This is a genomic window from Enterobacter mori (assembly GCF_025244905.1).
Lineage (GTDB): Bacteria > Pseudomonadota > Gammaproteobacteria > Enterobacterales > Enterobacteriaceae > Enterobacter > Enterobacter mori_A.
In genome coordinates, this window is sequence record NZ_CP104285.1 from 3,763,605 (window position 1) to 3,789,280 (window position 25,676).

At 52.4% G+C, this 25,676-nt stretch carries 28 protein-coding genes; 14 read left to right on the forward strand and 14 right to left on the reverse strand.

The features are described 5' to 3' along the window. The first annotated feature begins 33 nt into the window (after window positions 1–33). Both N2K86_RS17695 and N2K86_RS17700 read left to right on the forward strand, forming a co-directional pair. Complete coding sequence (locus tag N2K86_RS17695) at window positions 34–1,263, forward strand: amino acid permease (RefSeq protein ID WP_260659473.1); 1,230 nt, start codon at window positions 34–36, stop codon at window positions 1,261–1,263. Between the two features lie 264 nt (window positions 1,264–1,527). Continuing rightward, window positions 1,528–2,031 (forward strand): DUF4760 domain-containing protein, encoded by a 504-nt coding sequence (locus N2K86_RS17700; RefSeq protein ID WP_260659474.1) that lies wholly within the window; start codon window positions 1,528–1,530, stop codon window positions 2,029–2,031. Between the two features lie 65 nt (window positions 2,032–2,096). Here the strand turns inward: N2K86_RS17700 and N2K86_RS17705 are convergent, their stop codons facing one another. The 6 genes from N2K86_RS17705 to N2K86_RS17730 all read right to left on the reverse strand — a co-directional run bounded on the left by N2K86_RS17705 (window position 2,097) and on the right by N2K86_RS17730 (window position 5,966). Beyond that, a complete protein-coding gene (locus N2K86_RS17705) occupies window positions 2,097–2,369 on the reverse strand; it encodes a GNAT family N-acetyltransferase (protein WP_010435212.1) in 273 nt (90 codons plus the stop codon). A 10-nt stretch (window positions 2,370–2,379) separates the two neighbouring features. Next, a complete protein-coding gene (gene yjdI / locus N2K86_RS17710; protein WP_010435213.1) occupies window positions 2,380–2,610 on the reverse strand; it encodes a 4Fe-4S mono-cluster protein YjdI in 231 nt (76 codons plus the stop codon). 62 nt (window positions 2,611–2,672) lie between these two features. After that, entirely contained in the window at window positions 2,673–3,341 is a 669-nt protein-coding gene (locus N2K86_RS17715; RefSeq protein ID WP_260659475.1) for a methionine ABC transporter permease, read from the reverse strand. Continuing rightward, a complete protein-coding gene (locus N2K86_RS17720) occupies window positions 3,329–4,117 on the reverse strand; it encodes a methionine ABC transporter ATP-binding protein (RefSeq protein ID WP_126544945.1) in 789 nt (262 codons plus the stop codon). The genes N2K86_RS17715 and N2K86_RS17720 overlap by 13 nt, the downstream gene beginning before the upstream one ends. Continuing rightward, window positions 4,110–4,913, reverse strand: coding sequence for a MetQ/NlpA family ABC transporter substrate-binding protein (locus N2K86_RS17725; RefSeq protein ID WP_371317575.1), 804 nt, complete (start codon window positions 4,911–4,913; stop codon window positions 4,110–4,112). The genes N2K86_RS17720 and N2K86_RS17725 overlap by 8 nt, the downstream gene beginning before the upstream one ends. 24 nt (window positions 4,914–4,937) lie before the next feature. After that, window positions 4,938–5,966, reverse strand: coding sequence for an isopenicillin N synthase family dioxygenase (locus tag N2K86_RS17730; RefSeq protein WP_260659477.1), 1,029 nt, complete (start codon window positions 5,964–5,966; stop codon window positions 4,938–4,940). Window positions 5,967–6,526: 560 nt separating this feature from the next. On the opposite strand from N2K86_RS17730, the gene N2K86_RS17735 reads away from it, so the two are divergent. From N2K86_RS17735 to N2K86_RS17760, 6 genes are all read left to right on the forward strand, one after another. Next, entirely contained in the window at window positions 6,527–6,712 is a 186-nt protein-coding gene (locus N2K86_RS17735) for a general stress protein (protein WP_004136767.1), read from the forward strand. A 91-nt stretch (window positions 6,713–6,803) separates the two neighbouring features. Beyond that, on the forward strand, window positions 6,804–7,301 hold the full coding sequence (locus tag N2K86_RS17740; protein WP_260659479.1) for a YciE/YciF ferroxidase family protein: 498 nt from the start codon (window positions 6,804–6,806) through the stop codon (window positions 7,299–7,301). A 59-nt stretch (window positions 7,302–7,360) separates the two neighbouring features. Continuing rightward, window positions 7,361–7,867 carry a ferritin-like domain-containing protein gene (locus N2K86_RS17745; RefSeq protein ID WP_010435238.1) on the forward strand — a complete coding sequence of 169 codons (507 nt, stop codon included), beginning with the start codon at window positions 7,361–7,363 and terminating at the stop codon, window positions 7,865–7,867. A gap of 156 nt (window positions 7,868–8,023) precedes the next feature. Then, window positions 8,024–9,427, forward strand: coding sequence for a cytochrome ubiquinol oxidase subunit I (locus tag N2K86_RS17750; RefSeq protein WP_260659480.1), 1,404 nt, complete (start codon window positions 8,024–8,026; stop codon window positions 9,425–9,427). After that, window positions 9,427–10,437 carry a cytochrome d ubiquinol oxidase subunit II gene (gene cydB, locus N2K86_RS17755; protein WP_260659481.1) on the forward strand — a complete coding sequence of 337 codons (1,011 nt, stop codon included), beginning with the start codon at window positions 9,427–9,429 and terminating at the stop codon, window positions 10,435–10,437. Before N2K86_RS17750 ends, cydB begins: the two co-directional genes overlap by 1 nt. Window positions 10,438–10,445: 8 nt before the next feature. Continuing rightward, on the forward strand, window positions 10,446–12,071 hold the full coding sequence (locus N2K86_RS17760; RefSeq protein ID WP_260659482.1) for an alpha-amylase family protein: 1,626 nt from the start codon (window positions 10,446–10,448) through the stop codon (window positions 12,069–12,071). On the opposite strand, the gene N2K86_RS17765 is transcribed toward N2K86_RS17760, so the two are convergent. The 4 genes from N2K86_RS17765 to N2K86_RS17780 are packed head-to-tail and all read right to left on the reverse strand — an operon-like array spanning window position 12,072 to window position 14,555. Beyond that, the gene (locus tag N2K86_RS17765; protein WP_260659483.1) at window positions 12,072–13,058 is read right to left on the reverse strand and encodes an SDR family oxidoreductase; all 987 of its coding nucleotides are present in this window, start codon (window positions 13,056–13,058) and stop codon (window positions 12,072–12,074) included. 13 nt (window positions 13,059–13,071) lie between these two features. After that, on the reverse strand, window positions 13,072–13,584 hold the full coding sequence (locus N2K86_RS17770; protein WP_126544952.1) for a 2-oxo-tetronate isomerase: 513 nt from the start codon (window positions 13,582–13,584) through the stop codon (window positions 13,072–13,074). 11 nt (window positions 13,585–13,595) lie between these two features. Then, window positions 13,596–14,042 (reverse strand): DUF421 domain-containing protein, encoded by a 447-nt coding sequence (locus N2K86_RS17775; protein ID WP_010435249.1) that lies wholly within the window; start codon window positions 14,040–14,042, stop codon window positions 13,596–13,598. 9 nt (window positions 14,043–14,051) lie between these two features. Next, a complete protein-coding gene (locus N2K86_RS17780) occupies window positions 14,052–14,555 on the reverse strand; it encodes a hypothetical protein (RefSeq protein WP_260661715.1) in 504 nt (167 codons plus the stop codon). Between the two features lie 139 nt (window positions 14,556–14,694). Here N2K86_RS17780 and N2K86_RS17785 point away from each other — a divergent pair, with 139 nt between their 5' ends. Beyond that, on the forward strand, window positions 14,695–15,084 hold the full coding sequence (locus N2K86_RS17785; RefSeq protein ID WP_172701766.1) for a YdeI family stress tolerance OB fold protein: 390 nt from the start codon (window positions 14,695–14,697) through the stop codon (window positions 15,082–15,084). Window positions 15,085–15,151: 67 nt separating this feature from the next. Next, on the forward strand, window positions 15,152–16,036 hold the full coding sequence (locus N2K86_RS17790; RefSeq protein WP_260659484.1) for an SDR family oxidoreductase: 885 nt from the start codon (window positions 15,152–15,154) through the stop codon (window positions 16,034–16,036). 34 nt (window positions 16,037–16,070) lie between these two features. On the opposite strand, the gene N2K86_RS17795 is transcribed toward N2K86_RS17790, so the two are convergent. Beyond that, window positions 16,071–18,053: an alkyl/aryl-sulfatase gene (locus tag N2K86_RS17795; protein ID WP_260659485.1), complete on the reverse strand. Its 1,983-nt coding sequence runs from the start codon at window positions 18,051–18,053 to the stop codon at window positions 16,071–16,073. Between the two features lie 171 nt (window positions 18,054–18,224). Between N2K86_RS17795 and N2K86_RS17800 the strand changes: the two genes are divergently transcribed. Then, complete coding sequence (locus N2K86_RS17800) at window positions 18,225–18,623, forward strand: hypothetical protein (RefSeq protein ID WP_260659486.1); 399 nt, start codon at window positions 18,225–18,227, stop codon at window positions 18,621–18,623. A 60-nt stretch (window positions 18,624–18,683) separates the two neighbouring features. Here N2K86_RS17800 and N2K86_RS17805 read toward each other — a convergent pair whose 3' ends face one another. The 3 genes from N2K86_RS17805 to N2K86_RS17815 form a co-directional block, all read right to left on the reverse strand. Next, window positions 18,684–19,298 (reverse strand): outer membrane beta-barrel protein, encoded by a 615-nt coding sequence (locus tag N2K86_RS17805; protein ID WP_260659487.1) that lies wholly within the window; start codon window positions 19,296–19,298, stop codon window positions 18,684–18,686. Between the two features lie 100 nt (window positions 19,299–19,398). Next, the gene (locus tag N2K86_RS17810) at window positions 19,399–20,028 is read right to left on the reverse strand and encodes a helix-turn-helix domain-containing protein (protein WP_260659488.1); all 630 of its coding nucleotides are present in this window, start codon (window positions 20,026–20,028) and stop codon (window positions 19,399–19,401) included. Window positions 20,029–20,091: 63 nt separating this feature from the next. Beyond that, a complete protein-coding gene (locus N2K86_RS17815) occupies window positions 20,092–21,267 on the reverse strand; it encodes an OmpP1/FadL family transporter (protein ID WP_260659489.1) in 1,176 nt (391 codons plus the stop codon). A gap of 549 nt (window positions 21,268–21,816) precedes the next feature. Between N2K86_RS17815 and N2K86_RS17820 the strand changes: the two genes are divergently transcribed. Genes N2K86_RS17820 through N2K86_RS17830 form a run of 3 tightly spaced genes read left to right on the forward strand, consistent with a single transcriptional unit; the run spans window position 21,817 to window position 25,661 of the window. Then, complete coding sequence (locus N2K86_RS17820; protein ID WP_438837752.1) at window positions 21,817–22,377, forward strand: fimbrial protein; 561 nt, start codon at window positions 21,817–21,819, stop codon at window positions 22,375–22,377. Window positions 22,378–22,415: 38 nt separating this feature from the next. Continuing rightward, on the forward strand, window positions 22,416–23,123 hold the full coding sequence (locus N2K86_RS17825; protein WP_260659490.1) for a fimbrial biogenesis chaperone: 708 nt from the start codon (window positions 22,416–22,418) through the stop codon (window positions 23,121–23,123). Window positions 23,124–23,156: 33 nt separating this feature from the next. Continuing rightward, window positions 23,157–25,661, forward strand: a complete 2,505-nt coding sequence (locus N2K86_RS17830; RefSeq protein WP_260659491.1) for a fimbria/pilus outer membrane usher protein — start codon at window positions 23,157–23,159, stop codon at window positions 25,659–25,661. Window positions 25,662–25,676 lie beyond the last annotated feature (15 nt).

The window sequence follows — 25,676 nt, forward strand, 5'->3', positions numbered from 1 at the left end:
TTCTGATGGTTTGATAGTTGAAACGTTGCTCTAATGTCGAAAATTTGGTCAAAAGATGAGACTCTCTGGAGTTTCGCTCTCTATGGCACGGCCGTGGGCGCAGGAACGCTGTTCTTGCCCATTCAGCTGGGCTCCGCAGGCGCCATTGTCCTGTTTATTACCGCCCTCGTGGCCTACCCATTAACCTACTGGCCGCACAGAGCGCTGGCGCAGTTTATTCTGTCGTCAAAGACAAAAGGTAATGAAGGGATCACCGGTGCTGTTTCCCACTACTACGGCAGAAAGATTGGGAATCTGATCACCACGCTCTATTTCATCGCCTTTTTTGTGGTGGTGCAGATTTATGCCGTGGCTATCACCAACTCGTTAACCGAACAGCTGGCAAAACAGATGATCGTGGATACCGCCGTTCGCGTGCTGGTCAGTTTTGGCGTGGTGCTGGTACTGAATCTGATCTTCCTGATGGGACGGCACATCACCATCAAAGTGATGGGATTCCTGGTGTTTCCGCTGATCGCCTATTTTCTGTTTGTCTCGCTGTACCTGACGGGAAGCTGGCAGCCCTCGCTGCTCACCAGCCAGATGGCGTTCGATCAACATACGTTGCATCAGGTGTGGATCTCGATCCCGGTGATGGTTTTCGCCTTTAGCCATACCCCGATTATCTCGACGTTCGCGGTTGACCGTCGTGAGAAGTTCGGCGACGAGGCCATGGGTAAATGCAAGAAAATCATGAAGGTGGCGTATCTGATTATCTGCCTGAGCGTGCTGTTCTTCGTGTTTAGCTGCCTGCTCTCTATCCCGCCGTCGTATATTGTGTCGGCGAAAGAGCAAGGGGTCACGATCCTGTCAGCGCTGTCGATGATGCCCTCTTCGCCTGCATGGTTGGGCATTTCCGGGATTATTGTGGCGATTATCGCGATGTCGAAATCGTTCCTCGGCACCTATTTCGGGGTGATTGAAGGGGCGACGGAGATTGTCAAATCGTCGCTGAATCAGGTGGGGGTCAAAAAGAGCCGCGCCTTTAACCGCGCGATTTCAATTCTGGGCGTGTCGTTGATCACCTTCGCGGTCTGCTGCATCAATCCGAACGCCATTTCGATGATTTATGCCATTAGCGGCCCGCTTATCGCCATGATCCTGTTTATTATGCCGACGCTGTCGACGTACCTGATCCCGTCTTTGAAGCCGTATCGTTCCATCGGCAACCTGCTGACGCTGATCGTCGGCGTGCTGTGCGTGTCGGTGATGTTTGTAGGGTAAGCCCCTTTCCTGCCCGGCACTCTGCCGGGCACAACTTTCTGAATCTTGTTCGCATTTTGCCCTTCCAAAGCCCCTACTGTAATTGACTATATATTACCTTTGGGGTAATTTTTACCCCATATATGACTACAAATTGTAGTCATCAGACACACTATCTAAGGGGGTTAATATGACAAAAGCATATGACGAGTTTGACGGCTTTTAAGCTGAACTAACCTCTATGAGGCGGGGATTTTAGCCCCGCCTTTTTCATGGATGAAAGAAATGACATTAGACTCAAATACCCTTCAACTCATCAGCAACGTTCTTGTTTTTATCGGCGTAGTGGTTGCCGTTGGCACTATCATCTACAACGTCCAAACGGCGAAGAAAACACAGACTGCAAATTTTCTCTTTGAAAGCCGACAGGATCGTCAGTACACAGAATCTTTGCATGTTCTAAAAAAGGTACATCGCTCGGGTAAATCATTTCACTCTTATGTATTTCCGCCAGAGGGACACATCATCACCGATGATGAAATGGAAGAACGTCGAAAATTTCAATACATACTCAATTTCTATGAACGCGTTGCAGTCAGCATCCGTGAAGGCATCTACAACGAACGAATGATCAAACGAACATCTTTCACAACCGTGATTGAAACGTATGAAATCGCCGAGCCGTTAATCAAAGCCATCAGGGAGCACATCCATTCAGACACCACTTATCAAGAATTTGAGTGGCTGGTAAAACGCTGGAAAGCCAGTCCGTTAAAGAAAAATAAATAGAAAGCTGCCTGCAATGGCAGCTTTCAAAGAGTTCCTGATGAACGGAACCTTCTCACCATAGAAAATCACGCCCGAATATCGTCATATTCCCGCGTATTATCAAATTCATGTTTGGCAAACGGGCACAGCGGGATAATTTTACGATTTTCACCGCGCATCTTCTCCACCACTTTCGCCACCAGCTGCTTACCCACGCCCTGCCCTTTCAGGCTCTCGTCCACGTCGGTATGTTCAATGATGCTGAGGTGTTCACCGGTCGGAACAAAGACAATCTCCGCCACCTGGTTCCCGTCTGCATCATTAACGTAAAATTTGTTATGGCCTTCCAGAATATCCATGGTTCCTCGCTTATTTTTGGCGATACTTCAGCGCGCCGCTCGGGCAGGTATCAATCACGCGTATGACGGTCTCTACGTCCACCTCATCCGGCACGATCCACGGTTTACGTTTCAGGTTGAACAGCTTCGCGCTGCCGCGCACGCAGTTTCCTGAATGTTTGCAGATCCCGGTATTGAAGTAGACGTCGATCTTCTCACCGGTGTAGGCCCGGTATCCCGCTTCCAGTAGCTCTTTATCCACGACATAGCCTCTGTTGTTATTATGTTGGTGAATGGGTTATAGCACAGGAAAGCGGGAGGCGGTTAGCGTCGGTAAGCGAGCGATCGTACCAGTCTGTCGCCGAGTTTCTGGATAGTCTGCACCAGCAGCAATAATACGATGACCGTGCCAGCAATCAGCGTGTTATCGAAGCGTTGATAGCCATAGCGAATGGCCAGGTCTCCCAGCCCACCGCCGCCGACGACGCCCGCCATGGCGGAAAAACCGATTAACATCACAATGGTCAGCGTAATTCCCGCCACCAGCGCGGGCAGCGCTTCAGGCAAGAGAACCCGGCTGACAATATGCCAGTGGCTGCCCCCCATCGACTCCACCGCTTCAATGCGCCCGCGATCCACCTCATCCAGCGCGCTTTCAACAATACGTGCGAAAAAGGGAAAGGCGCCAAGCGTAATGGGTACTACGGCGGCGGTGCTGCCAAGCGTGGTACCGACAATCCACCGGGTGACCGGGATAAGGGCAATGAGCAAAATAACAAAGGGCAAGGCTCGACCAATATTAACGAGGCTATTGAGCACTATCGCCACCGCCCGGTTGGGTAACACACCGTCTTTACGCGTGATGAACAGCAGCACGCCAATGGGTAATCCAATGGCTACCGTAAAGAGCGTCGCCAGCGCCACCATGTAGAGGGTTTCCAGGGTGGCGTTAATCATTAAGTCCTGAAAGCGATCCCAGTTCACGCTACGCATCTCGCCCCCGTCTCTGACTCATATTTTGCCAGGAAAGCACGATCGGTTTCGCCATCCTGCAGCAGCATTTGACGCAGCCGCCCTTCCCGACGCGACATAATTTGCGAAAGCGACCCGCTCTCAATGAGCGCGCCCTGCTCCAGCAGGGCCGCTGCATGGCAGATCTGCTTCACGACCGTCATTTCGTGGGTGATCAGCACAATGGTGATGTTGAGCTGCTGTTGAATATCTGCCAGCAGATCGAGAATAGCGCGAGTCGTTTCCGGGTCTAGCGCACTGGTCGCTTCATCGCACAGCAGGTAGCGAGGCTGCACCGCCAGCGCACGGGCAATGCCCACCCGCTGCTTCTGACCACCTGAGAGCTGCGAGGGCCATGCGTGGCCAAAATTCCCCAACCCCACCAGTTCGAGCAGGGCGGCAACCCGCTGCTGGCGCAACGGGCGCGGGACGCCGGCAATCTCCAGCGGGAGATCAATATTGTCGTTGACGGTACGCGAGTGCAGCAGATTGAAGTGCTGGAAGATCATGCCCATCTGCTGACGCTGCTGGCGAAGCTGCGCCACGCCCAGCGTGGCGATGTCCTGACCGTCGATGAGTACGCGACCCGACGTCGGCTGTTCAAGGCGATTCAGACAGCGCAGCAGGGTGCTTTTTCCCGCCCCGCTGCGCCCTAGAATGCCAAAGATCGTCCCTTCTTCTATCGACAGGGAAATGTCCGTCAATGCCGGCGCGGTTGCGCCGGGATACTGTTTACTGATGTGTTCGAGTTTAATCATGCTGTGGCGCCGTAACGGGGATCACCGAGCCGTTGTATTTCTCGCGGATAAAGGCTGCCACCTTCGGGGAGGTTAAGTCTTTCGCGAGTTCGGCAATACGTGGGTCTTTCAGCAATTCAGGCGTGGTGACCAGCAGGTTGGCATAAGGGTTGTTGCTGGCGGATTCCAGCCCTAAAGCGTCTTTCGCCGGAACCAGCCCCGCCTCCAGGGCATAGTTGCCGTTGATCACCGCAGCGTCCACATCGTCTAACGCACGCGGAATTTGCGGCGATTCAATCTCCACAATTTTGATTTTCTTCGGGTTATCGCTGATGTCAGCAGGCGTAACCAGCGTCGAGGCCGCGTCGCCGCTGGCCTTCAGTTTCAGCACGCCTTTGCTCTGCAACAGCCACAATGAACGGCTGAGGTTAGTGGCGTTATTCGGCACAGCAATGCTTGCCCCTTCCGGTAATTCATCCAGTGATTTCACCTTACGGGAATAGATACCCAGGGGTTCAATATGAACTTCAGCAGCCACGCTGAAGGTTTTTCCCAGCGCCTTCTCCTGATCTTTCAGGTACGGCAGATGCTGGAAATAGTTGGCATCCACTTCGCCGGAAGCCAGTAACTCATTCGGGTTAATCCCGCCGCTGCTCATCTCGATAATTTTCAGATCGAGTTTAGGATCGATTTTTTTCACATACTCCAGGATTTCCGCATGGGGAATAGGATCGGCGGCGATGCGTAACGGTGCGGCGTGCAGCGTTTGTGAAACCAGTAAAGCGAGCCCAGCCAGCGTAAAGAATGCAGATTTCATCATCGTCTTATCTCTTATTGTTTATTAAAACTGTGGTTCGCTGTTGAGGTGATCCGCATAAAAACGGTTTGCCACATCAGGATGTGAACGCAGTCGGCCTTTCAAATAATTCCAGCCCACTTCGCGTAACAGGGGGTTGAGCGGATCGCTGGTTGGACCGTGTGCCAACCGTGCCAGGGAGTCGGGCAGTTGAAAGACCGGCACGACCGCATTCAGCTGGGCGCCAAGGAAGAAAGCGTATGACAAGCGCTCCCGGCCAGCCTGCGGGGAGACGACCCGGTGTACGGTGGCGCGCAGATAACCATTGGTTGCCAGTTCAAGCAGTTCGCCGATATTGACCACGAATGCGCCAGGCAGCGGCACCGCGTCCACCCATTCATTCGGCGAGACCTCAACCTGCAAACCGCCCAGCTCGTCCTGCAATAACAGCGTCAGGAAGCCCGAATCTTTATGCGCGCCAACACCCTGGCGGGATTCATTTTCACTGCGCCCCGGATAGCGGATCAGCTTGATGTGCTCGTTGGGATATTCGCCGTAAAGGTCATCGAAGGCGTTTCTCGGGAGGGACAGCGCTTCGGCAAAAGCCCGCAGAAGTTCAAGCGCCACGTCGGTCATTTTCTGCTGCCAGAGGGTGATCACGTCACGCATTTCCGGCAGCGCCTCGGGCCACTGATTGGGTCCCTGCATGCGTTGCCATACAGGGCCATTGCGGCTTTCGATGGCAGAGCGTTCAGCGCCGATATCAAATTGCTCACGGTAGTCCGGCTGGCCGCGGGTAATTTCCGAACCCGCGCGGTTATAGCCGCGAAAATGCGGTGAATTGGCCATCCTGACCTTCAGCTTTTCCTGCTCCGGCAGGGCAAAAAATTCACGCGAGACGCGCTGCACGTCATCCAGCAACGTCTGGGAAATACCATGCCCGGTAAGATAAAAGAACCCCACATCGCGGGCCGCTTTCCCCAGGTCTTCAAGAAAGGCTTTGCGCTGTTGAGGATCGCCCTGCAAGCGGGAGAGTTCAATAACAGGTAATGAGAGATTTTGCGCTGTGCTCATCGTTTTTTTCCAGCTTATGACAATGCGCTCACCTTGCCATTTCGCCACATAGTGCACTACGAAGATTTCTGTCTATCGATATCAAAAAGCCAGCAATGGGCTTGCAATAATAAGGGTGAAGTTTTATTTCACTGGTTATTTTATCAATGACCACTTTTATTTATTAACAACGCACACACCTACCCCCAAATTATTACCTCCATATATTTATCATCTTGAGACTATTCTCATTGCGCACGTTGCCGCTTCATTCTCTTACGCGCATTTTGTAAACTCATGTAATTCATTTTCGCGGCGGGTTTACGGTAAAAACACCCACATTATGCGGCAGGCACTGAGGATTCGAACCAGTAAGCAACGGATATCGTAACCTTTTATAAGCCACCGACCTGTAAAATAACGAAGCGGTATATTTCGCAACGGCAACCACTTCGTTCCAAAATAAAGCGAAACTGTAATTTGACTCTTCCAGCATAACGACTAAGGTTAATTTCTGAACGACAAATGATACGAAATAAAAATCGTATCTCCTGACATAAACGCAACAAGAGGGTTGATATATGGCAGAACATCGTGGTGGTTCCGGTAATTTCGCTGAAGACCGTGATAAAGCCTCTGAAGCTGGACGTAAAGGCGGCCAGCACAGCGGTGGTAATTTCAAAAACGATCCGCAACGCGCGTCTGAAGCAGGTAAGAAAGGGGGACAGAACAGTCACGGCGGGGGCCGTAAATCTGATAACTCCTGATCTTATTTAAGTCTCTTATAAATAAACCAGAGAGCATGCTGCGGGCCCGCAGGCTCGCAGTATCCTTTACTTATTTAACCGGAGCGTAAATATGAACATGAAAAGTATCGAAGACGTTTTTATTCATCTTTTGTCCGATACCTACAGCGCAGAGAAGCAGCTCACCCGAGCACTCAGTAAGCTTGCACGTGCTGCTTCCAGTGAGAAACTGAGCGCCGCGTTTACGGCTCACCTTGAGGAAACGCAGGGACAGATTGAGCGTATTGACCAGATTGTCGAGCAGGAATCTGGCATTAAATTAAAGCGCATGAAATGCGTGGCAATGGAAGGCCTGATTGAAGAAGCAAATGAAGTCATTGAGAGCACAGAGAAAAATGAAGTGCGCGATGCGGCATTAATCGCTGCTGCGCAAAAAGTCGAGCATTATGAAATAGCGAGCTACGGTACCCTGGCGACATTAGCAGAACAGCTTGGCTATAAAAAAGCCGTTAAACTTCTTGCCGAAACGCTGGAAGAAGAGAAAGAAACCGATCTTAAATTAACCGATCTGGCCGTTGGTAATATTAATCAAAAAGCCCAAAAAGGTTAACCCCGAAAATAAATGAGCATCAGCATTTAATTAAATAAAATAACTCACAGGAGTTTATTATGAATCATGTAGAACACTACCATGATTGGCTGCGCGATGCCCATGCCATGGAAAAGCAAGCCGAATCGATGCTGGAATCTATGGCCAGCCGTATTGAAAACTATCCCGATTTACGTGCCCGAATCGAACAACATATTAATGAGACAAAACGCCAAATCACATTGCTGGAAGAAATACTCGACCGCAATGATATTTCACGTTCGGTTTTAAAAGATTCAATGAGCAAAATGGCGGCCCTGGGTCAGTCCATTGGCGGCATGTTCCCCTCCGATGAGATCGTAAAAGGCTCAATCAGCGGCTACGTTTTCGAGCAGTTTGAGATTGCCTGTTATACCTCCCTGCTGGCAGCCGCCAAAAAAGCGGGTGATACCGCCTCGATACCCGCTATTGAGACCATCCTGGCGGAAGAGCGCGAAATGGCCGACTGGCTGATTCGCCATATCCCGCAAACGACGGAACAGTTCCTGCTGCGCTCTGACGCGGACGGCGTTGAAGCGAAAAAATAACGGGAGAGGGAGAGTCTATGTTCCGACATGTAAAACAGCCGCCGCTCGAGGAGTACAACAAGTACTACAATATGTCTGAAGGTGGAATCGGTTTTGCCAGGTAGCCTGACGCTACCTGGCAATTCTCGTTAGCGCTCCGTTTCAGAGGTACGGCCCATGTTCGAACTCGATGCGTTTCATCTGGCCAGAATACAATTCGCCTTTACCGTCTCGTTTCACATCCTTTTTCCCGCCATCACTATCGGGCTTGCCAGCTATCTGGTGGTGCTCGAGGGCATGTGGCTGCGCACCAAAAATGACGTCTGGCGCTCGCTGTACCATTTCTGGCTTAAGATTTTTGCCGTCAACTTTGGCATGGGCGTGGTGTCCGGGCTGGTGATGGCTTACCAGTTCGGTACTAACTGGAGCGGCTTTTCCCAGTTCGCAGGCAGTATCACCGGCCCGCTACTCACCTATGAGGTGCTCACCGCCTTCTTCCTCGAAGCCGGTTTTTTGGGCGTGATGCTGTTCGGCTGGAACAAGGTCGGCCCTGGCCTGCACTTCTTCGCGACCTGCATGGTGGCGCTGGGGACATTAATGTCCACCTTCTGGATCCTCGCCTCCAATAGCTGGATGCACACTCCGCAGGGCTTCAGTATTCAGAACGGCCAGGTGATCCCTGAGGACTGGCTGGCAATTATCTTTAACCCCTCCTTCCCGTATCGGCTGATCCACATGTCTATCGCCGCCTTCCTGAGCAGCGCGCTGTTCGTGGGCGCGTCGGGCGCGTGGCACCTGCTGCGCGGCAACGACACGCCCGCCGTGCGTAAAATGTTCTCCATGGCGATGTGGATGGCGCTGCTGGTCGCCCCCATCCAGGCGGTGGTCGGCGATATGCACGGCCTTAACACGCTGGAGCACCAGCCCGCCAAAATTGCGGCCATCGAAGGGCACTGGGAGAATCCGCCGGGTCAAGCCACGCCGCTGCTGCTGTTTGGCGTGCCGGACATGGAGGAAGAGCGCACCAAATACGGGCTGGAGATCCCCGCGCTTGGCAGCCTGATCCTGACCCACAGCCTGGATAAGCAGGTTCCCGCCCTGAAGGACTTCCCGAAAGAAGATCGCCCGAACTCCCTGATTGTCTTCTGGTCGTTCCGCGTGATGGTCGGGATGGGGCTGCTGATGATTGCGCTCGGCGCGCTCAGCGTCTGGCTGCGCTATCGACACCGGCTCTACCACTCGCGCCCGTTCCACTGGTTTGCCCTCTGCATGGGGCCCGCCGGGCTGCTCGCACTGCTGGCCGGCTGGGTGACCACCGAAGTGGGCCGCCAGCCGTGGGTGGTCTATGGCTACCTGCGCACCATCGACGCGGTGTCGCTGCACAGCACGCTGCAGATGAGCATCAGCCTGTTGGCCTTTATCGTGGTCTACTGCTCGGTATTTGGCGTGGGCTATGTCTATCTCGTTCGGCTAATTAAGAAAGGGCCGCAGCCTGTCGGCACGCTAACGTCCAACACCTCGGGCACCCCTGCTCGTCCGCTGTCTGCCGCTGAATCGGTCCCCGAAGAGGAGAGAAGCTAATGGGCGTTGATATCTCGATTATCTGGTTTGCGATCATCGTCTTCGCCACGCTGATGTACATCATCATGGACGGCTTCGATCTCGGGATTGGGATGCTCTTTACCTTTGTGGGTGATGCCAAAGAACGTGACGTGATGGTAAACAGCGTGGCCCCGGTCTGGGACGGAAATGAAACCTGGCTGGTGCTGGGCGGTGCCGGGCTGTTTGGTGCGTTTCCGCTGGCCTATGCGGTGATCGTTGATGCGCTGACCATTCCGCTTACCGCCATGCTGATTGGCCTCATCTTTCGCGGCGTGGCGTTCGAATTTCGCTTCAAGGCGACGCCGTCGCACCGCAAATTCTGGGACTACTCCTTTGTGGGCGGATCCTTGCTCGCCACGTTTAGTCAGGGGATCGTCGTCGGGGCGATGATCAACGGTTTCGACGTGGAAGGCCGACGTTTTGTCGGCTCATCGCTGGACTGGCTGACGCCGTTCAACCTGTTCTGCGGACTGGGGCTGATAGTCGCTTATACCCTGCTGGCGACGACCTGGCTTATCATGAAAAGCGAGGGCACGCTGCAAAACCGTATGCGTGAACTGACCCGCCACGTGCTGCTGGCGCTGGTTGGGGTTATCGCGGTGGTCAGCATCTGGACACCCGTTGGCTGGCAATATGTGGCCGACCGCTGGTTCACCCTGCCGAATTTCTTCTGGTTCCTGCCGGTTCCCCTTCTGGTGGCGGTATTCAGCCTGTGGATCTGGCGGCTAACCCGTAATCCAGACAGCCACGCCCGCCCGTTCCTGCTCACGCTGGGACTCATCTTCCTCGGGTTTAGCGGGCTGGGCATCAGCCTGTGGCCGCACATCATTCCACCGCATATTACCCTGTGGGAGGCCGCCGCGCCGCCTGCCAGCCAGCTGTTTATGCTGGTCGGGACGCTGCTGATTATTCCGGTGATTCTGGTGTACACCGCCTGGAGCTACTACGTCTTCCGGGGCAAAGTATCTGATACGGAAGGCTATCACTGAGGGACGTTATGGCAGGCTGGCATACACGAGCGATTATCTACCAGATTGATACCGCCCTGTTTTACGATCTGAACGGCGATGGCTGCGGGGACATCGCCGGAATTGGGGCAAAGCTGCGCTACATTCGCCGGATGGGGGCAACGGTTATCTGGATCACCCCGTTTTATCTGACGCCGTTTCTCGATGAAGGCTACGACGTTAGCGACCACCTGCAGGTCGATCCACGCTTTGGAAAACTGAAGGATATCATCGCGTTTATCGAGCAGGCCCGCGAGCTGGGTATGCAGGTGATTATCGAACTGCTGATCCAGCACACCTCGGACGCGCATCCCTGGTTTCAACAGGCCCGGCGTAACCCGCACTCCCCTTTTCGCGACTATTACCTGTGGTCCGATAACGACGATGACGACACGCCGCCCATGTTTCCCGGCGTGGAGAAAAGCATCTGGTCATGGGACGAGGAAGCCGGACAATACTATCGGCATATGTTCTATCGCCATGAGCCGGATCTGAATTTGGCCTCGCCTGCGGTTCTCAAAGAGATCGACAACATCATCCTCTTCTGGCTCAAGCTTGGCGTATCGGGCTTTCGCCTGGATGCGGCGTCTCATCTGACAAAGCAGGCCGGGCGTGGGGATGAGAAAAAGGGGCTGTGGATCCTCAAGCATATGCGTCAACTGATTGAGCAACACAATCCGGATGCGATCCTGCTTGGCGAGGTGGACGTCGAGGTCGAGGAATATAAAGACTACTTTGGTGATAACGACCGCCTGAATCTGGTACTGAACTTCTGGCTCAACAAGTATTTTTACGTCAGCCTGGCCGAGAAAAGCGCCCGCCCGCTGCGCAAAGCGGTGAAGAAAATGATCGTGCCGCCGGATTCCTGCTGTTTCGCCAACTGGCTGCGTAATCATGACGAGCTGGATCTGGAGGGGATCGGCAAAAAAGAGAAGCAGACCGTTCTCGATACCTTTGCCCCGGATGACGACATGAACGTGTATCAGCGCGGTATTCGCCGGCGTCTGGCACCGATGCTGAATGGCAGTCAAAAACGGCTGGCGTTCTGCCACGCGGTGCTGTTCTCTCTGCCGGGCGTACCGGTGATGCGCTACGGGGATGAAATCGGCATGGGTGACGATCTGGCGCTGGAAGAGCGCTACGCCGTCCGCACCCCCATGCAGTGGGCGGGCTCGCAGGGCGGCGGCTTTTCGGATGCCGACCCCGACACCTTTATCGCCCCTATAATCGATCGCGGTCCTTTTCGCTATCAAAAAATCAACGTGGCGGATTCCCTTCTGCACCGCAACTCGCTTCTGCATCGCATCATTGATATTGCCAATACGCGTTCAGAGTTCCCGGAAATTGGTGTGGCACCGTTTCGACTCATCAACATCGACAACGATGCCGTCCTGGGGCTCTATTATGAAACCGACGAGCGCAGTATTCTGACCTTCGTGAACTTCAGCGACAAGGCGGTTCAGTTCACGGCAAAAGGGATCCGGCACGCCACCTGGACCGCCTGTCTGGCAGACAAACGCTACGAGGATGCGCTACTGCCCGGTAAAACGGTGGAGCTCAATATCGGCGGATACGGCTACCGCTGGTTCTGGACCAACCGCACCGCGCTGCGCTGACTATTTTTTCCGGGTCGCCAGCAGGCGAGCCATGACCAGCCCCGCGACCGCGAGCGAACCGAGCAACACTTTCCCCGGCATGCCGGAGGAGAAGGTCGTGGCACGATCCTTCGCTTCGGCAGAAAAGCGTCCATGTATTTTGTGCAGATCGTTGACCGGTTGATCCAGATAGTCCCGGCGGTCTTCGGCGTTCAGCTTATCGGTCATCTGCCCTTCCCACGCCTTTTTTACCATCAGCCTGTCAAGAAAACCGGGGAAGAGAAACTGCCCGACAATCGACTGAATGGTACTGCTGCCCACCCAGAGTTCACGCACCGGTTTCTGCGCGACCTTAAAAATGGCGCTGGCCGCCACTTCGGGCTGGAATACGGGCGGCACGGGGCGCATCGCCCAGGCAAATTTGTTTCTCGCCCAGTCAAACTGCGGCGTATTGAGACCCGGCATCTGCACCATCGACAGGTGAACCCGGCTATTTTCGTGCATCAGTTCGGTACGCACCGCGTCGGTAAACCCGCGGATCGCCGCTTTTGCGCCGCAGTAGGCAGACTGCAGCGGGATGGAGCGGTAGGCCAGCGCGGAGCCAACCTGAACGATCGTCCCGCGATCGCGGGGCACCATCAGTTCCAGCGCGGCGCGGGTGCCGTTCACGTAGCCCAGATAGGTGACCTCCGTGACGCGGCGAAATTCATCGGGCGTCATTGTGCGAAACGGTGCCAGCACGGCCCCCATCGCGTTGTTAACCCACACATCGATAGCACCCAGGCGGTACTCAATATCGTTGGCGGCATCGACGACGGCCTGGCTGTCCGCCACGTCGGCCTGCACGGCATACGCATTGACCCCAAAACGGCGTAGCTCCTCTTGCGTGGAGTGCAGGCTCTCTTCCTCGCGGGCAATAATACCCACATCGTAACCCGCTTTCGCAAAGTGCAGCGCCGTTGCTTTCCCCACGCCCGCCGTACCGCCGGTAATGACAATCACAGCCATACAACCTCCGCCATTATTTCAAGCCTGATAGTTTCTCGATCAGTTCAGATAAGGCATAACGGACCGCTTTTTCCACCACATCCTGACATTCACCGGAAAAGTGTACGGTGCTCGTTTCTGTACGCTCGCCTAAATTCCAGGCGAAGCAGACGGTTCCGGCTGCCGTACCGTCATCCCCGCCTTCTGGCCCCGCATATCCGCTGATGGCGATACTGATATCGGCCTGCGCAATGTCGCGAATTTTTGCTGCCATTTCGGTGACCGTTTGTTCACTGACGGCGGTGAAGCGCGCGAGGGTTTCTCGGCGAACGCCCAGGATCCTCTCTTTCGCCTCATCGCTGAACACCACCATCCCGACATCATAGAATTCTGCCGTGTTCTCCTCGGCGCAGAGCGCAACCGCCAGATTGCCGCCCGTGCAGGATTCGGCCGTGGTCAAACGCAGCCCTAAATCCGTAAGTTTTGTCGCCAGCTTTTTCGTTAACTCCCCGACGGTTTCATTTTTATCATGCTCCAGATTATGCATACCGGTGCCTCTTAATTTTCAAAAGGAATGATTGAAATATGACCATTCCTTTCCAGAATAGCGTATTTAATTTCTTTCAACTCCGTCACGCCGTTATTTTGACGCGCTGAAACCAGAATATCGTCGCAAGAAACATCGACTTTTTTAAGCTTATCCATGAGTGGAATACCGTTTTCCACTAATATAACCGGCGTGCCATCCAGAATATTCTCAACGGGAGAAAAATACTTTTTCATTAAGCCAAATATAATGTCTACCACCACCAGCGTGGTGATCGTAATCATCGCACCGGTGACCGAAAAATCTTGTCCCAACAGCGCCTGCTGCGTTGCTTCACTGATGATGAGCAGCAGGATCAGGTCGAAACTGGTCATTTGCAGCAGCGCGCGCCGTCCAGCCACTTTGAATACCACGACCAGAAAAAGATAAATGGCCAGGGCTCGAAAGACCATATCCATATTCGCCTCCTAAGGGTAAATGAACTGCCAGAAGCGAATTTCTGGCTCGTTGTTTACACGAATTGCATTTGCCCACTTCCCCGCCTTCGCCGGCGTCAGAAATAGCCTGACGGTAAATTTTTCATTCTGTTTGAGGTTGTTATAAACGAAAAACAGCGTATCTCCCCGGCTGTACATGCTGTCAGGCTGCGGCCAGATGCTGCCCGGTTCATAGACATCACCGTTCTCGCTCGCCATGCTGATAACGTATTCCCCCTGGGTTTTTACCGGGAACGCGATCTGCAGCGGAAACTCTGTTTCCCGGCGTCCAAAACGCTCATAGTTGAGGGTGAGCGTTTTTGCCGAATTTATTTTCTCAGTATCACTGACCGCTCCGCTCGAAAACAGACCGGCAATCGCCGCGATAATAATAGCCAGCAACAGGATAAAACCGACCTGCCGAAATGCATACTCGAACGTCAGCAAACGATAACTTTCATTTATCCCGGGCAGCTTTTCATTTTTACGATTCATCGTCGCCACCACCGCTCCGCTTATTTGTCGAAATTTATGATTTCTATAAGCAAATGCTTTTAGGACTTATCACATTTGCCACATAAAGGAATAGCAACAATACTTAATAAGTCAAGACAGCCAAAATGAAGGATATCGGATGAAATTATCAGTCATTTCAGCCTTATTAATATTACTGGTTCCCGCCGCCTGGGCAGATAATAACGGCGGGTTACAAAAAGGCGAAGCGCCACCCCCGCCTCATGCGCTGGACGACGGTTATCGGGGTACTGATGACGCGCGGATTATGACCATTACTCAGGCAAAAGGAATGCATGACGGCGCAACCATCTCACTGCGCGGAAACCTGATTGACGGAAGCGGCGACAAATATGTTTTCCAGGATAAAACGGGAAAAATAGACGTCATTATCCCTAAAGCGGTGTTTGACGACAGAACCGTCAAACCCGATCAGATGATCAGTATTAATGGCTCACTGGATAAGAAATCATCACCTCCTGTCGTACGCGTCGATCATCTGCAGAAATAAATTCAGCGAAGCGTTAACGCTGTCACTATCCATCAAATCTCACCCCTTGGCCTGTAAGGAGTCAGCTATGAGTGATACCACACAACGTACGAACGCTTACCCAAAACCGCCTTTCCCGGAGCAACCGCAAACGCCGCCGGGTCTGGCGTCCAAAATGCAGCCCGTGCCCGATCACGGGGAAAAGAGCTATAAAGGGCATGGCCGACTGGCCGGTAAGAAGGCGCTGATCACCGGCGGCGATTCGGGGATTGGCCGCGCCGTGGCGATTGCCTATGCCCGCGAAGGTGCCGATGTCGCCATCAACTATCTGCCCGAAGAGGAGCAGGATGCCGCTGAGGTGATTGCGCTGATTGAAGCCGAGGGACGGAAAGCCGTCGCGCTTCCCGGCGACGTGCGTGACGAGACCTTTTGCCAGAACCTGGTGGAAGAGGCGGTAGCAAAACTTGGCGGGCTGGATATTCTGGTCAATAACGCCGGTCGCCAGCAGTATCGCGAGACGCTGGAAGAACTCACCACCGAGGATTTTGACGCCACGTTTAAAACCAACGTCTATGCGCCCTTCTGGATCACCAAAGCGGCGCTGCGTCACCTGAAAGCACCTGCGTCGATCATCAATACCTCCTCCGTACAGGCGGTACAGCCGAGCGCCATACTGCTTGATTACGCGCAGACGAAAGCCTGTCTGGCAGTGTTTACCAAGGCTTTAGCGAAACAGTTGGGACCTAAAGGGATACGTGTCAATGCCGTTGCGCCGGGCCCCTACTGGACGGTCCTTCAGTCCAGCGGCGGGCAGCCGATGGAGAAAGTGAAACACTTTGGCGAGAGTTCCCCGCTGGGACGTCCGGGCCAGCCCGTTGAAATCGCGCCGCTGTACGTGACGTTAGCCTCTGACGAATGTTCGTTTACCTCCGGGCAAGTGTGGTGCTCGGACGGGGGCGATGGGACTATCTAAAATAAAAAGGCTGCGCAAGCAGCCTTTTTTTCGTCTACGGGGTGACGATATTGAACCAGAAGTCAAAGCTATCCATATAGCTCAGCAACTCATCAAGCTTCGCCTGATTGCCCGTCACCGTCACATCCCCCTGCTCCTGCGCCTGTTTCAGCGTGGTCTCTTTGAGGATGATTTTGTTCAGCGTATCGCGGCTGAGTATGATTGAGGCATCCGCCCCTTTTGCGACCGTATTCGCGCTGTGATTCAGCACGCCGTTCTCAAGCTCCAGCTTGTACTGACCGCCATCTTTACCCAGGTCAACGTTGAAGACCCCTTTTGCATTCGCCGCTCTCATGCCATTGATGTGCACCCCGAGGAAGTCAAAGAACATCTCCGGGGACATGGCGCGAACCGTATCCGGGCTGGCGGTATTCGGCGTCGGCAATTTCTGTACGCCGTTACGAAGTTCCTGCGCCCCGGTCAGATAGAAGTTGCGCCACGGGCCCGACTCCGCCTGATACCCCAACTGTTCGAGCGCGTCCGCTTCCAGATCGCGCGCCGCTTTGTTTGATGGATCGGCAAACACAACCTTGCTTACAACCTGCGCGACCCAGCGGTAGTCACCCTGCGCATAATCGGCTTTGGCTTTTTCAAGGATGGCGCTGGCACCGCCCATATAGTGGACATATTTTTTCGCGGCATCGACGGGCGGGAGTTCGTCGAGCGTTGCCGGATTACCGTTGAACCAGCCGAGGTAAAACACATAGGTCGCTTTCACGTCATGGCTTACCGAGCCGTAATAGCCGCGGCCCGACCAGGATTTAGCTAATCCGTCCGGCAGCGCAAAATTGGCCGCGATTTCATCACGCGTCAGCCCTTTGTTCGCCAGTCTCAACGTCTGGTCATTGATATACCGGTACATATCGCGCTGGTTTTTCATCAGCTTTACCACGTTGTCGTTGCCCCACGTTGGCCAGTGGTGCTGCGCCATGATGATTTCAGCCTTATCACCCCAACGCTCAATGGCGCTGTTAATGTATTTCGACCAGGCCAGCGGGTCGCGGATCTTCGCCCCGCGTAATGAGTAAGTGTTATGCAGCGTGTGGGTCACATCTTCCGCCGCTTCAATCATCTTCTTCTCTTCGACGTACCACAGCATTTCAGACGGGGCTTCTGACCCCGGCGCCATCATAAAGTCATACGTCAGACCGTCGATAACCTCTTTCTGACCATCTTCGGTGATGTAATGGGTCGGCTCGATCAGCGTCACCGTCCCGGCAGACGTGGTCGTCCCGAGACCCGCGCCAACCTGGCCTTTTGCGTCAGGTTTCAGCAGGTTGCCGTACATGTAGCTGGCCCGGCGGCTCATCGCATTCCCGGCCATGATGTTCTCGGAGACCGCTTCTTTCATAAAGCCCGCCGGGGCATAGACTTTCACTTTGCCTGATTTCACATCGGCTTCGTCAACCACGCCGCGCACGCCGCCATAGTGGTCAACGTGGCTATGTGTATAAATCACCGCCACCACCGGACGTTTTCCGCGGTTTTTATAATAGAGATCCATCCCCACCTTAGCGGTTTCGGCAGAGACCAGCGGATCGATAACCGTGATCCCTTCTTTGCCTTCCATGATCGTCATGTTTGACAGGTCGAGGTTACGGATCTGGTAAACGCCGTCCGTTACTTCGAACAGGCCGCTGATGTTAATCAGCTGCGCCTGACGCCACAGGCTTGGGTTTACCGTATCTGGCGCTTTTTGCCCCTCTTTGATAAAAGCGTATTGCTGCGGGTTCCAGATAACATTGCCCTTTTCACCCTTAATGACATCCTTTGGCAGCGGAGCAATAAAGCCTTTATGGGCATTGCTGAAATCGGTTTTATCAAAAAACGGCAGTTGGCCATACAGCGCATCATTATTTGCTTTCGTATGGGCAGTAGCTTCTTTTGCCGTTGACTGCGCCATGGCAGGAGCAGCCAACAGCGATGTGGATAACAGGCCAGCAACGGTCATTGCGTTAACGAGAGTTTTGAGTTTCATAAATCCCCTACACGTCATAATTACGTTCGGATATGCGTTAAGCCAATAAGGTTACCAGTCCATTATTTATTCCCCCATTCAAATAACGTTTAAAAATAAACAAACTTAACCTGTTGTCGTCATTGCCGGGCAGGATAATGCTCACTCCCTTTATTCACACCAGGATAACCAATGAAGATAATGCCACTTTTTTTCGTTATATTTAGCCTGAGCAGCTTAACCGCTTGCCGCTCTGCCCCACCCGATAAAGTCGAACAGATTAACCATTTGCAGGTTCCTTTAATTTTACCCGGCGAGAAACCACCCGCGGTACCAACGTCACATATTGCGGCGCTCTACCAGGAGAATAAACACCAAATTGATTCATTAACACGCAGCCTCAAATCACAGTATCTTCAGGATGCCTCGGCAAACGATATTTTTAAAGAAGACAGTCCAGTACAACCCGTCTACGCCTCCCTCACAAAGCTGGAACAGTTAGCTATGATAAACCAGCAATACCTGAAAGATAAAAATGAAGCAGGCCTGAGAAAGATTAATCTTGTCCTTAAACCCTTAATAACGGGTTAAACGATAAAAAGCCCGACTACAGAGTAGCCGGGCTTTTTATCATCGAGAAGAACATAGGGATTAATCGTGTTGACCAAAGCGATAGGTCAACCCAGCGGTAACGGAGCTAATATCGCTGCTGACGCCAATCTGGTTAGCATTACCCACGTTGCTGACCCACTGGTACTCCATGCGACCAGCCCAGTTTTTATTGAATGCGTATTCCGTACCGACTGCCGCAAGCGGGCGTATACCGGTCTCAAAACGATTGTGACCACTTACATCAGATTCAGCACGGTAGCCCATCGCACCCGCACGGCCATAGATATCCCAATTGTTCGTCACGGCATAGCTGGCTTTTAAAGACATCTGCAGGCCTTGGGCTTTCATTTGTCCACCCGCGCTATGCTGGCCTTTTATCTGCATATTTCCCAGATAATCATAGCCGCCTTCAACCGCAAGCCATGGCGTAATTTGGTAACCCGTATAGATACCGCCGCCGACATTATCGTGGTCGATATCGAAATGGTTAGAGCTATTATTGCTTTCGCGTGCTTTAGAGCCTGTATTGGTGTCAAAATAATGTGACCAGCCAAATTTCGCCCCACTATACCAGGTGCCTGCATCTGCGGCGGCAAAAGCGGTCGTGGCGGTACATGCATTTACCAGAATTAAAGCTATTAATGTCTTTTTCATACGTATCCTGTTTGCTTCGTCAAAATTCATTTCGGTGAGCAAACAGTAAACAAAAACGAGAATGTCGTTAATTCGTTTTTAGTTTAATTTTAAACTTACATTAAAACGACTCCGGTAAATTTCTGATTTCAAGAAGATACCCACCTCTTTTGAACGAGATATATTCACCTTGCTTAAGGGCCGATAATACGTTGAGAATACTGCTGCGCGACAAAAGCGTGCGGTCCTGGATATATTCGAGGATCGTCGTACACATTCGTGCTTCCTCAGGTAATAAAATCATCTCCTGAAGATGGTTGCGAATAACGGAATAAGTCCGTTGCTGCAGGACCTGGGCATCCCGATAAATTAAATAGGCAGTATGATACGAGAGAAGTGTAGCCACCTCTTCCCATACCCCCTGCTCGCGGAAACGTTCCGCCGCACGTTCGGCATCCACTCGTAAAATAGTCGACTCGGTTTCCACTCGCAGAATATGCCCCTGCGTCGGCTGGATCATTTCTGCAATACCGAAGAGATGGGGTTCGTAAACAGTGACCAGCAGCAGGCCGTCGGAAGCGCGCAGCAGGGACAATCCGCCCTCTAAAAAGAGATACATTTGCTGCCGACCTTTATGTTTCCACGTCACGCGCTTGCGCGGCACAGCTTTCATTTTCTCCGCTATCGGCTCAAGGATCGCGGTCAGTCGTTCAATCGATTGTTCAGGACGAACAGGCGGTAAAATATGCATGGCACAACCTTATAACATCGGGTAACAGCCAGTATAGACCATATAATTTAAGCAGTTACCGAACTAAAACTGATAGCTATAGTTTACGCTGGCAAACCAAAGATGGGGGTTATCATAGCTTCCCGCAAAGACAGCGGGTGATTTCACATGCGATGACTGCATGTGAAGATACTCGACGGCAACACCAATATTGCTGGCTGGCGTAATCTGATACTGCGCGCCTGTACCGAACCGCCATTCGTCGCCGGTCGGTAAGGTCATCGCCACATCACTCTGGCTGTGGTACGGCGAGCTATCAAAGGCTACGCCGGCATTCAACCGCCACTGTCCTGTTGGGCGATACTGCACGCCGAGCGCACCATGCCAGGTATCTTTCATGCGGCTGACGTTGTTAAGCGTCTGTCCGCTCACCGTGATTTGTGGCGCACCGAACTGGCTCCAGTCCTGCCAGCCGAGATCGCCCATCACCGACCATTGCGGGTTAACATCGTGCACAACGCTGAGCATAATTTGCTGCGGCGCATTCACCTGTGCCGTCACCGGGCGCTCGTATGCGCCACCCGGTAAGCGTGCTTTGCCGTCGATACTATAGTGATAGTCCGTCTTGCTGTTCCATGTGATACCGGCTCGCGTCTGTTCGGTCAGCTGCATCAACAGCCCCAGGCGATAGCTCATCGCCCAGTCATGGTCATGCTGCTGGCGGTCGTCGTCATTCACACTGCGGGTCAATGAAAAATAGCCGTAGTTGACGTTGGCGGAAGCCCCGATTGAGAGACGATCGTTAAGTTTGTACGCCATGGACGGACTGAGCGTCATCGCCACCATAGTGCTCTTTTTGATCAGCCGGTCGCCCGCCCAGTTACCGTAATCGATCCCCAGGCCATAATTGCCGTAAAGCCCAATACCGGCATAAAGATCGTCGTTCATTTTCTGGCTATAGAAGGCGCTGGCATTGGGAACGGTTTTCATCACATCGCCGGGGCTTCTCTGCGCATCGTTATTCAGCTGGTAGTCGATGGAGCCGTCCATCACCTGTAGCCCACCGGTGATCATATGGTCAGGTAATCGCGTCATGCCCGCCGGGTTGGTCATTATTGTGGAGGCATCCTGCGCGCGCGCTGCCTGCCCTGCGCCCGCAAGTGCGGTATCTTCGGTGCCTGCTTCATAAAAATAGAGCGCACTGGCGTGGGCGCAGGAGGCGGCCAATAAGCCAGTGCAGAGGAGTATGTTGGTTTTCATCTGCGAACCTGGTGAATAAAGAATTTGCCGACAGGTATAACAATCGAAATAGTTTCAGTAAAAAGAAAGGGTGTTTATTTTTAAATATTCCGGAACGGGTACGGCATGGATTAAGCACATCATTACGTCAGTTAAGGCCGCGACGCAGGTGCTTACTTCAGGAAAATAGACCCGTCGAGGCAAAAAAATATGTTTCACTAATGTTAATTACATTACCAATAAATATTGAATTGTTTAATGACATGTTTAATTCGCCCATTTTCATTACCGCAGATCCCGTCAAATGACGATTTTGAAGAAAATTATAGATAGCCATTCCTCTCTTCCTGTACTTCCACCAGCAAGCAATATCAGAACATAAATCTATACCAACCTTAAAAACTGGATATTTAAGTTTAAAAATACAATTTAAACGGTATTTACGTTTACCAAATCCACTCAAGATGGTTTTATATTCCAACCCAAAGGCAAGGCGTGACACGTTGTTCTACAACCCATCACGCCATCGCAGGGACACAAAAATGATTATGAAAAACGGGATATAAGAGCATGTTCAATAAAACAGTAATCGCGGCCGCTATCATGTTTTCGGGCGCTGCAATGGCAGCGGAAAGCACCGGTGTTGCGGGTGGCACAATCACTTTCAATGGTTCCGTATCCGATACAACCTGTGATGTGACAACCAATAATGGTTCCGATTTTACGGTGAACCTGGCGCCTATTTCACTGACCGATATGGGTACCAGCACCGGCGTTGTCAGCGCCAATAATAAAGACTTCACCATGAGTCTGAAAAACTGCACCGCGGCCGACACCGCCACCAAAACCCTGAAAATTACCTTCTCCAGCAGCAACCTGTCTGATGACGGTAAATACCTGAAGAACTACAGCGAAAGCGGCGCTGAAGGTGTCGGCATAACCCTGACCAAGGATGGCACCACCGCCGTTCCGTTCGACACCGCGTTCAATACCGGCCTGACCTCTGATGATGTATCCGGCACCGACGGCGTTACGCTGACGATGCATGCGAACTACTACAACTTCGGCGGTTCAGCTGTCACCACGGGTAAAGTGGTTACCGACGCAACTTACTCTTTTAGCTACGATTAATCTCCCAGCCGGGGAGAAATCCCCGGTTTTTAATGACCATGAAAAAATTAACCCTATTTCTCCTTAGCGTACTTTCTTCACACGCGGCACTTGCCAGCGTTGTGATTAATCAGACACGCGTGATTTATCCTGGCGAAGCAAAATTCGTTTCAGTGCAGTTAGTGAATGAAAGCGACAAAACCCATCTGGTGCAGTCCTGGCTGGATGAAGGTGACGCGTCTGCGGCCCCGGAAACCATTAAAGCCCCGTTTTCGGTGATGCCGCCTGTCGTCAAAATGGATAGCCACGGTGGGCAAACGCTGAAAATCACTGCAACAAATACCCGCTCCCTGCCCCCTGACAGGGAAAGCGTATTCTGGTTAAACGTTCTGGACGTCCCACCTGCGCCTGAAGGCAGCAACGACAATTATCTGCAGGTGGCGATTCGCAATCGTATCAAGCTGTTTTATCGCCCTGCGTCGTTACAAGAACTCGATAATAAAGCCATTGAAAAGGTCTCTATTTCCACCTCAGGGGGTCACACCTGCCTTAAAAATAGCTCGCCTTACTATTTAACCATTCCGCAGGTTGTAACCTGGCAGGGGGGGAAATTAAAGCAGAACCGAAATGATAATTTGCTGAGCGATACCGCCTTTATTCCGCCTTACGGTTGCGCACTGGTTTCCAACACCATCCAGTCCGGTGCACAGTACCGTATTACCTGGCTTGATGATTACGGTGCCAAAAGATTCAGCACCCTTCACTGATTATTTATATGGTTAACGCCTGGTTCAATTCTGATGAAGAACAGCTCCCTGTTTAGAAAAAGTCTGTTAGTTCACTCCGTCAGCCTCGCCCTGTGTTCCTTTGGGGCGGCTGGAGAGACATTTAATAGCAGCCTGCTGGTCGGTAATTCAGCAGATATGGACTGGAGCAATACAAAACTGGTTATGACGCCAGGTGCGTACGATCTCGACGTTTATGTTAACAACGTCTGGCGGGGAAAATTCGTCATGACGATCGCCAATGATGGTAAAGGGAGCCTGCTGGTTCAGAAAGACGACGTCCCGCTGCTCGGTATTCTGGAGCTCGACGAGTTCATTACGGATAAATCAAGCGGCCAGATAAACATCAATACCCTGCTTCATGGCGGAAAAAGTAAACTGGCAGCAGGTGAACTGCGTCTGGATTTAGAAGTTCCGCAAGCCTTTGTCGTCACCGAAAAACAAAACTGGGTCTCCCCACAGAAATGGGATCAGGGGATTAATGGGGTATATACCAACTACAACCTCAACTATTACAATTTTTATGGCCTGAGCGATGGATATACCAACAGCGATAACATCTATTTATCGCTGAACAGCGGGCTGAATATCTCTGGCTGGCATTTGCTCGATAACTCCACGTGGATGCGTTACAGCAATATTGGTAAAGGGTATTGGGTTAATACCACACGCTACCTTGAAAGACCTGTTGTCGCCATTGGCGCATTAATGCGCGTCGGACGTACTTATACCACGTCCGATTATTTTGACACGATTCGTTTTCGTGGCCTGACACTGAATAAAAGCCGTCAGATGTTACCCGACAGCGAACGCGTGTATATGCCGGTTATCAACGGGATTGCCACCAGCACTGCCGTTGTGAGCGTTTACCAGGATGGGCACATCATCCACCAGATTACCGTGCCTGCTGGCCCCTTTTCGATTCGCGATTTAATGCCAACCGGTTCGCGCGGAGATCTCTCTGTTGAAGTGAAAAACAATGGCGGGAGCATTGAGCGTTTTGCTGTGCCCTTTTCCTCTATTCCGGACATGCTGCGTCCAGGCACCAGCGACTATCAGTTCAACGCGGGTGAAGTGGATATGCGTGGCATTAATGACCACAGCCAATTTGCCCAGTTCAGCTACTCTCGCGGTATTAATAACTATGTGACGGCAACCGCCGGGAGTATCTGGAGCGCGGACTATTTCTCTTTTCTGCTGGGAGGCGCTCTTTCCGTTCCCTATGCGGGCTCGTTATCGGCGTCGCTTGAACAATCGCAATATCACCTGCCAGGAGACAGCCGACGCAGGGGGGAAAAATATGCGCTCTCATGGAGTAAATCCTTCCCGACGCAAACCAACCTGACGCTGGCATCTTATTACTATCGCACGCAGGATTACGCATCGTTCAACGATTATGTTTTGGCGAAATCCAATATTCAGGATTACGGCGGCACCGGCACATCAACCATTAACAGCAAACAGGCGTTTAGCGCCAATATCAACCAACCGCTGGCTGACGGTTTTGGTCGACTTTCTCTGACGGCGTACTGGCGCGATTACTGGCGCGGACAAAAGACCAGCCGCCAGTATAATCTGACCTGGAGTAACGCCTATAACAGCGTGAATTACGCTGTTTCGCTGCGACGCTCTGAAGTCACTCAGTCGTACTATGACTATGAAACAGATTACGCAGGCGATGTGGTGACGTCACTGCGTACGCGTGGCAAAACGGAGAATAACCTCTATTTCTCCGTCAACATTCCGATCTCACTCTTTGGCAGCGCGGGAAGCCTTGCCTCTCATGCAACTGTCCAGCAGGGTAAATACTCATCCTCCGATGTCAGCCTGAGCGGCAGCGCCAAGGATGTGGATTACAGCCTCATGCTGGCGCATGACAGTGACGGTAATTCTCGCTCCGCCGATCTCTACACCAGCTGGAAAAACGGTTTCACGAGCCTGAACAGTGGGCTAACGCTTTCGCGCGAGTATCGCCAGGCCAGCCTGGGTGCCAGCGGCAATATTCTTGCGTGGCGTGGTGGCGTCATCACCTCACCGAATAATGGGCGAAACTTCGTTATTCTGGAGGCGCCGGGTGTCGACAATGCCGTAATCAATGGGGATCCCTCTACGCGCACAAACCACAACGGTATTGCCCTGATCGCCAGCGCAACCCCTTACCGGCAGAATAACTTCCATCTGGAACAGGATGGTTCAAAAAGCAGTGATGTCGATTTACAGGGGAATTTACTCAATATTGCTCCGTATGAAGGCAGCATTACTTATCTGAAATACAAAACCGACACGCGCAAGGTTTACACCTTTGATGTGCGGGACAGTAACGGCAACTCGCTTCCCTTCGGTGCATTAGTGTCTGATTCCCGTCAGCAGGAACTGGGTTATGTCGCCCAGGGAAGCCAAATTTTCATGAAGTCCGAAACCATCCCAGAGGCTATCCGCATCAATACCAGCAAAGGCAAAGTGAAAAAAACCTGCGTCATTACGCAACCGGCAGAACATATCGTCAATATCTGTCGGTAACCGATAACGAGTATG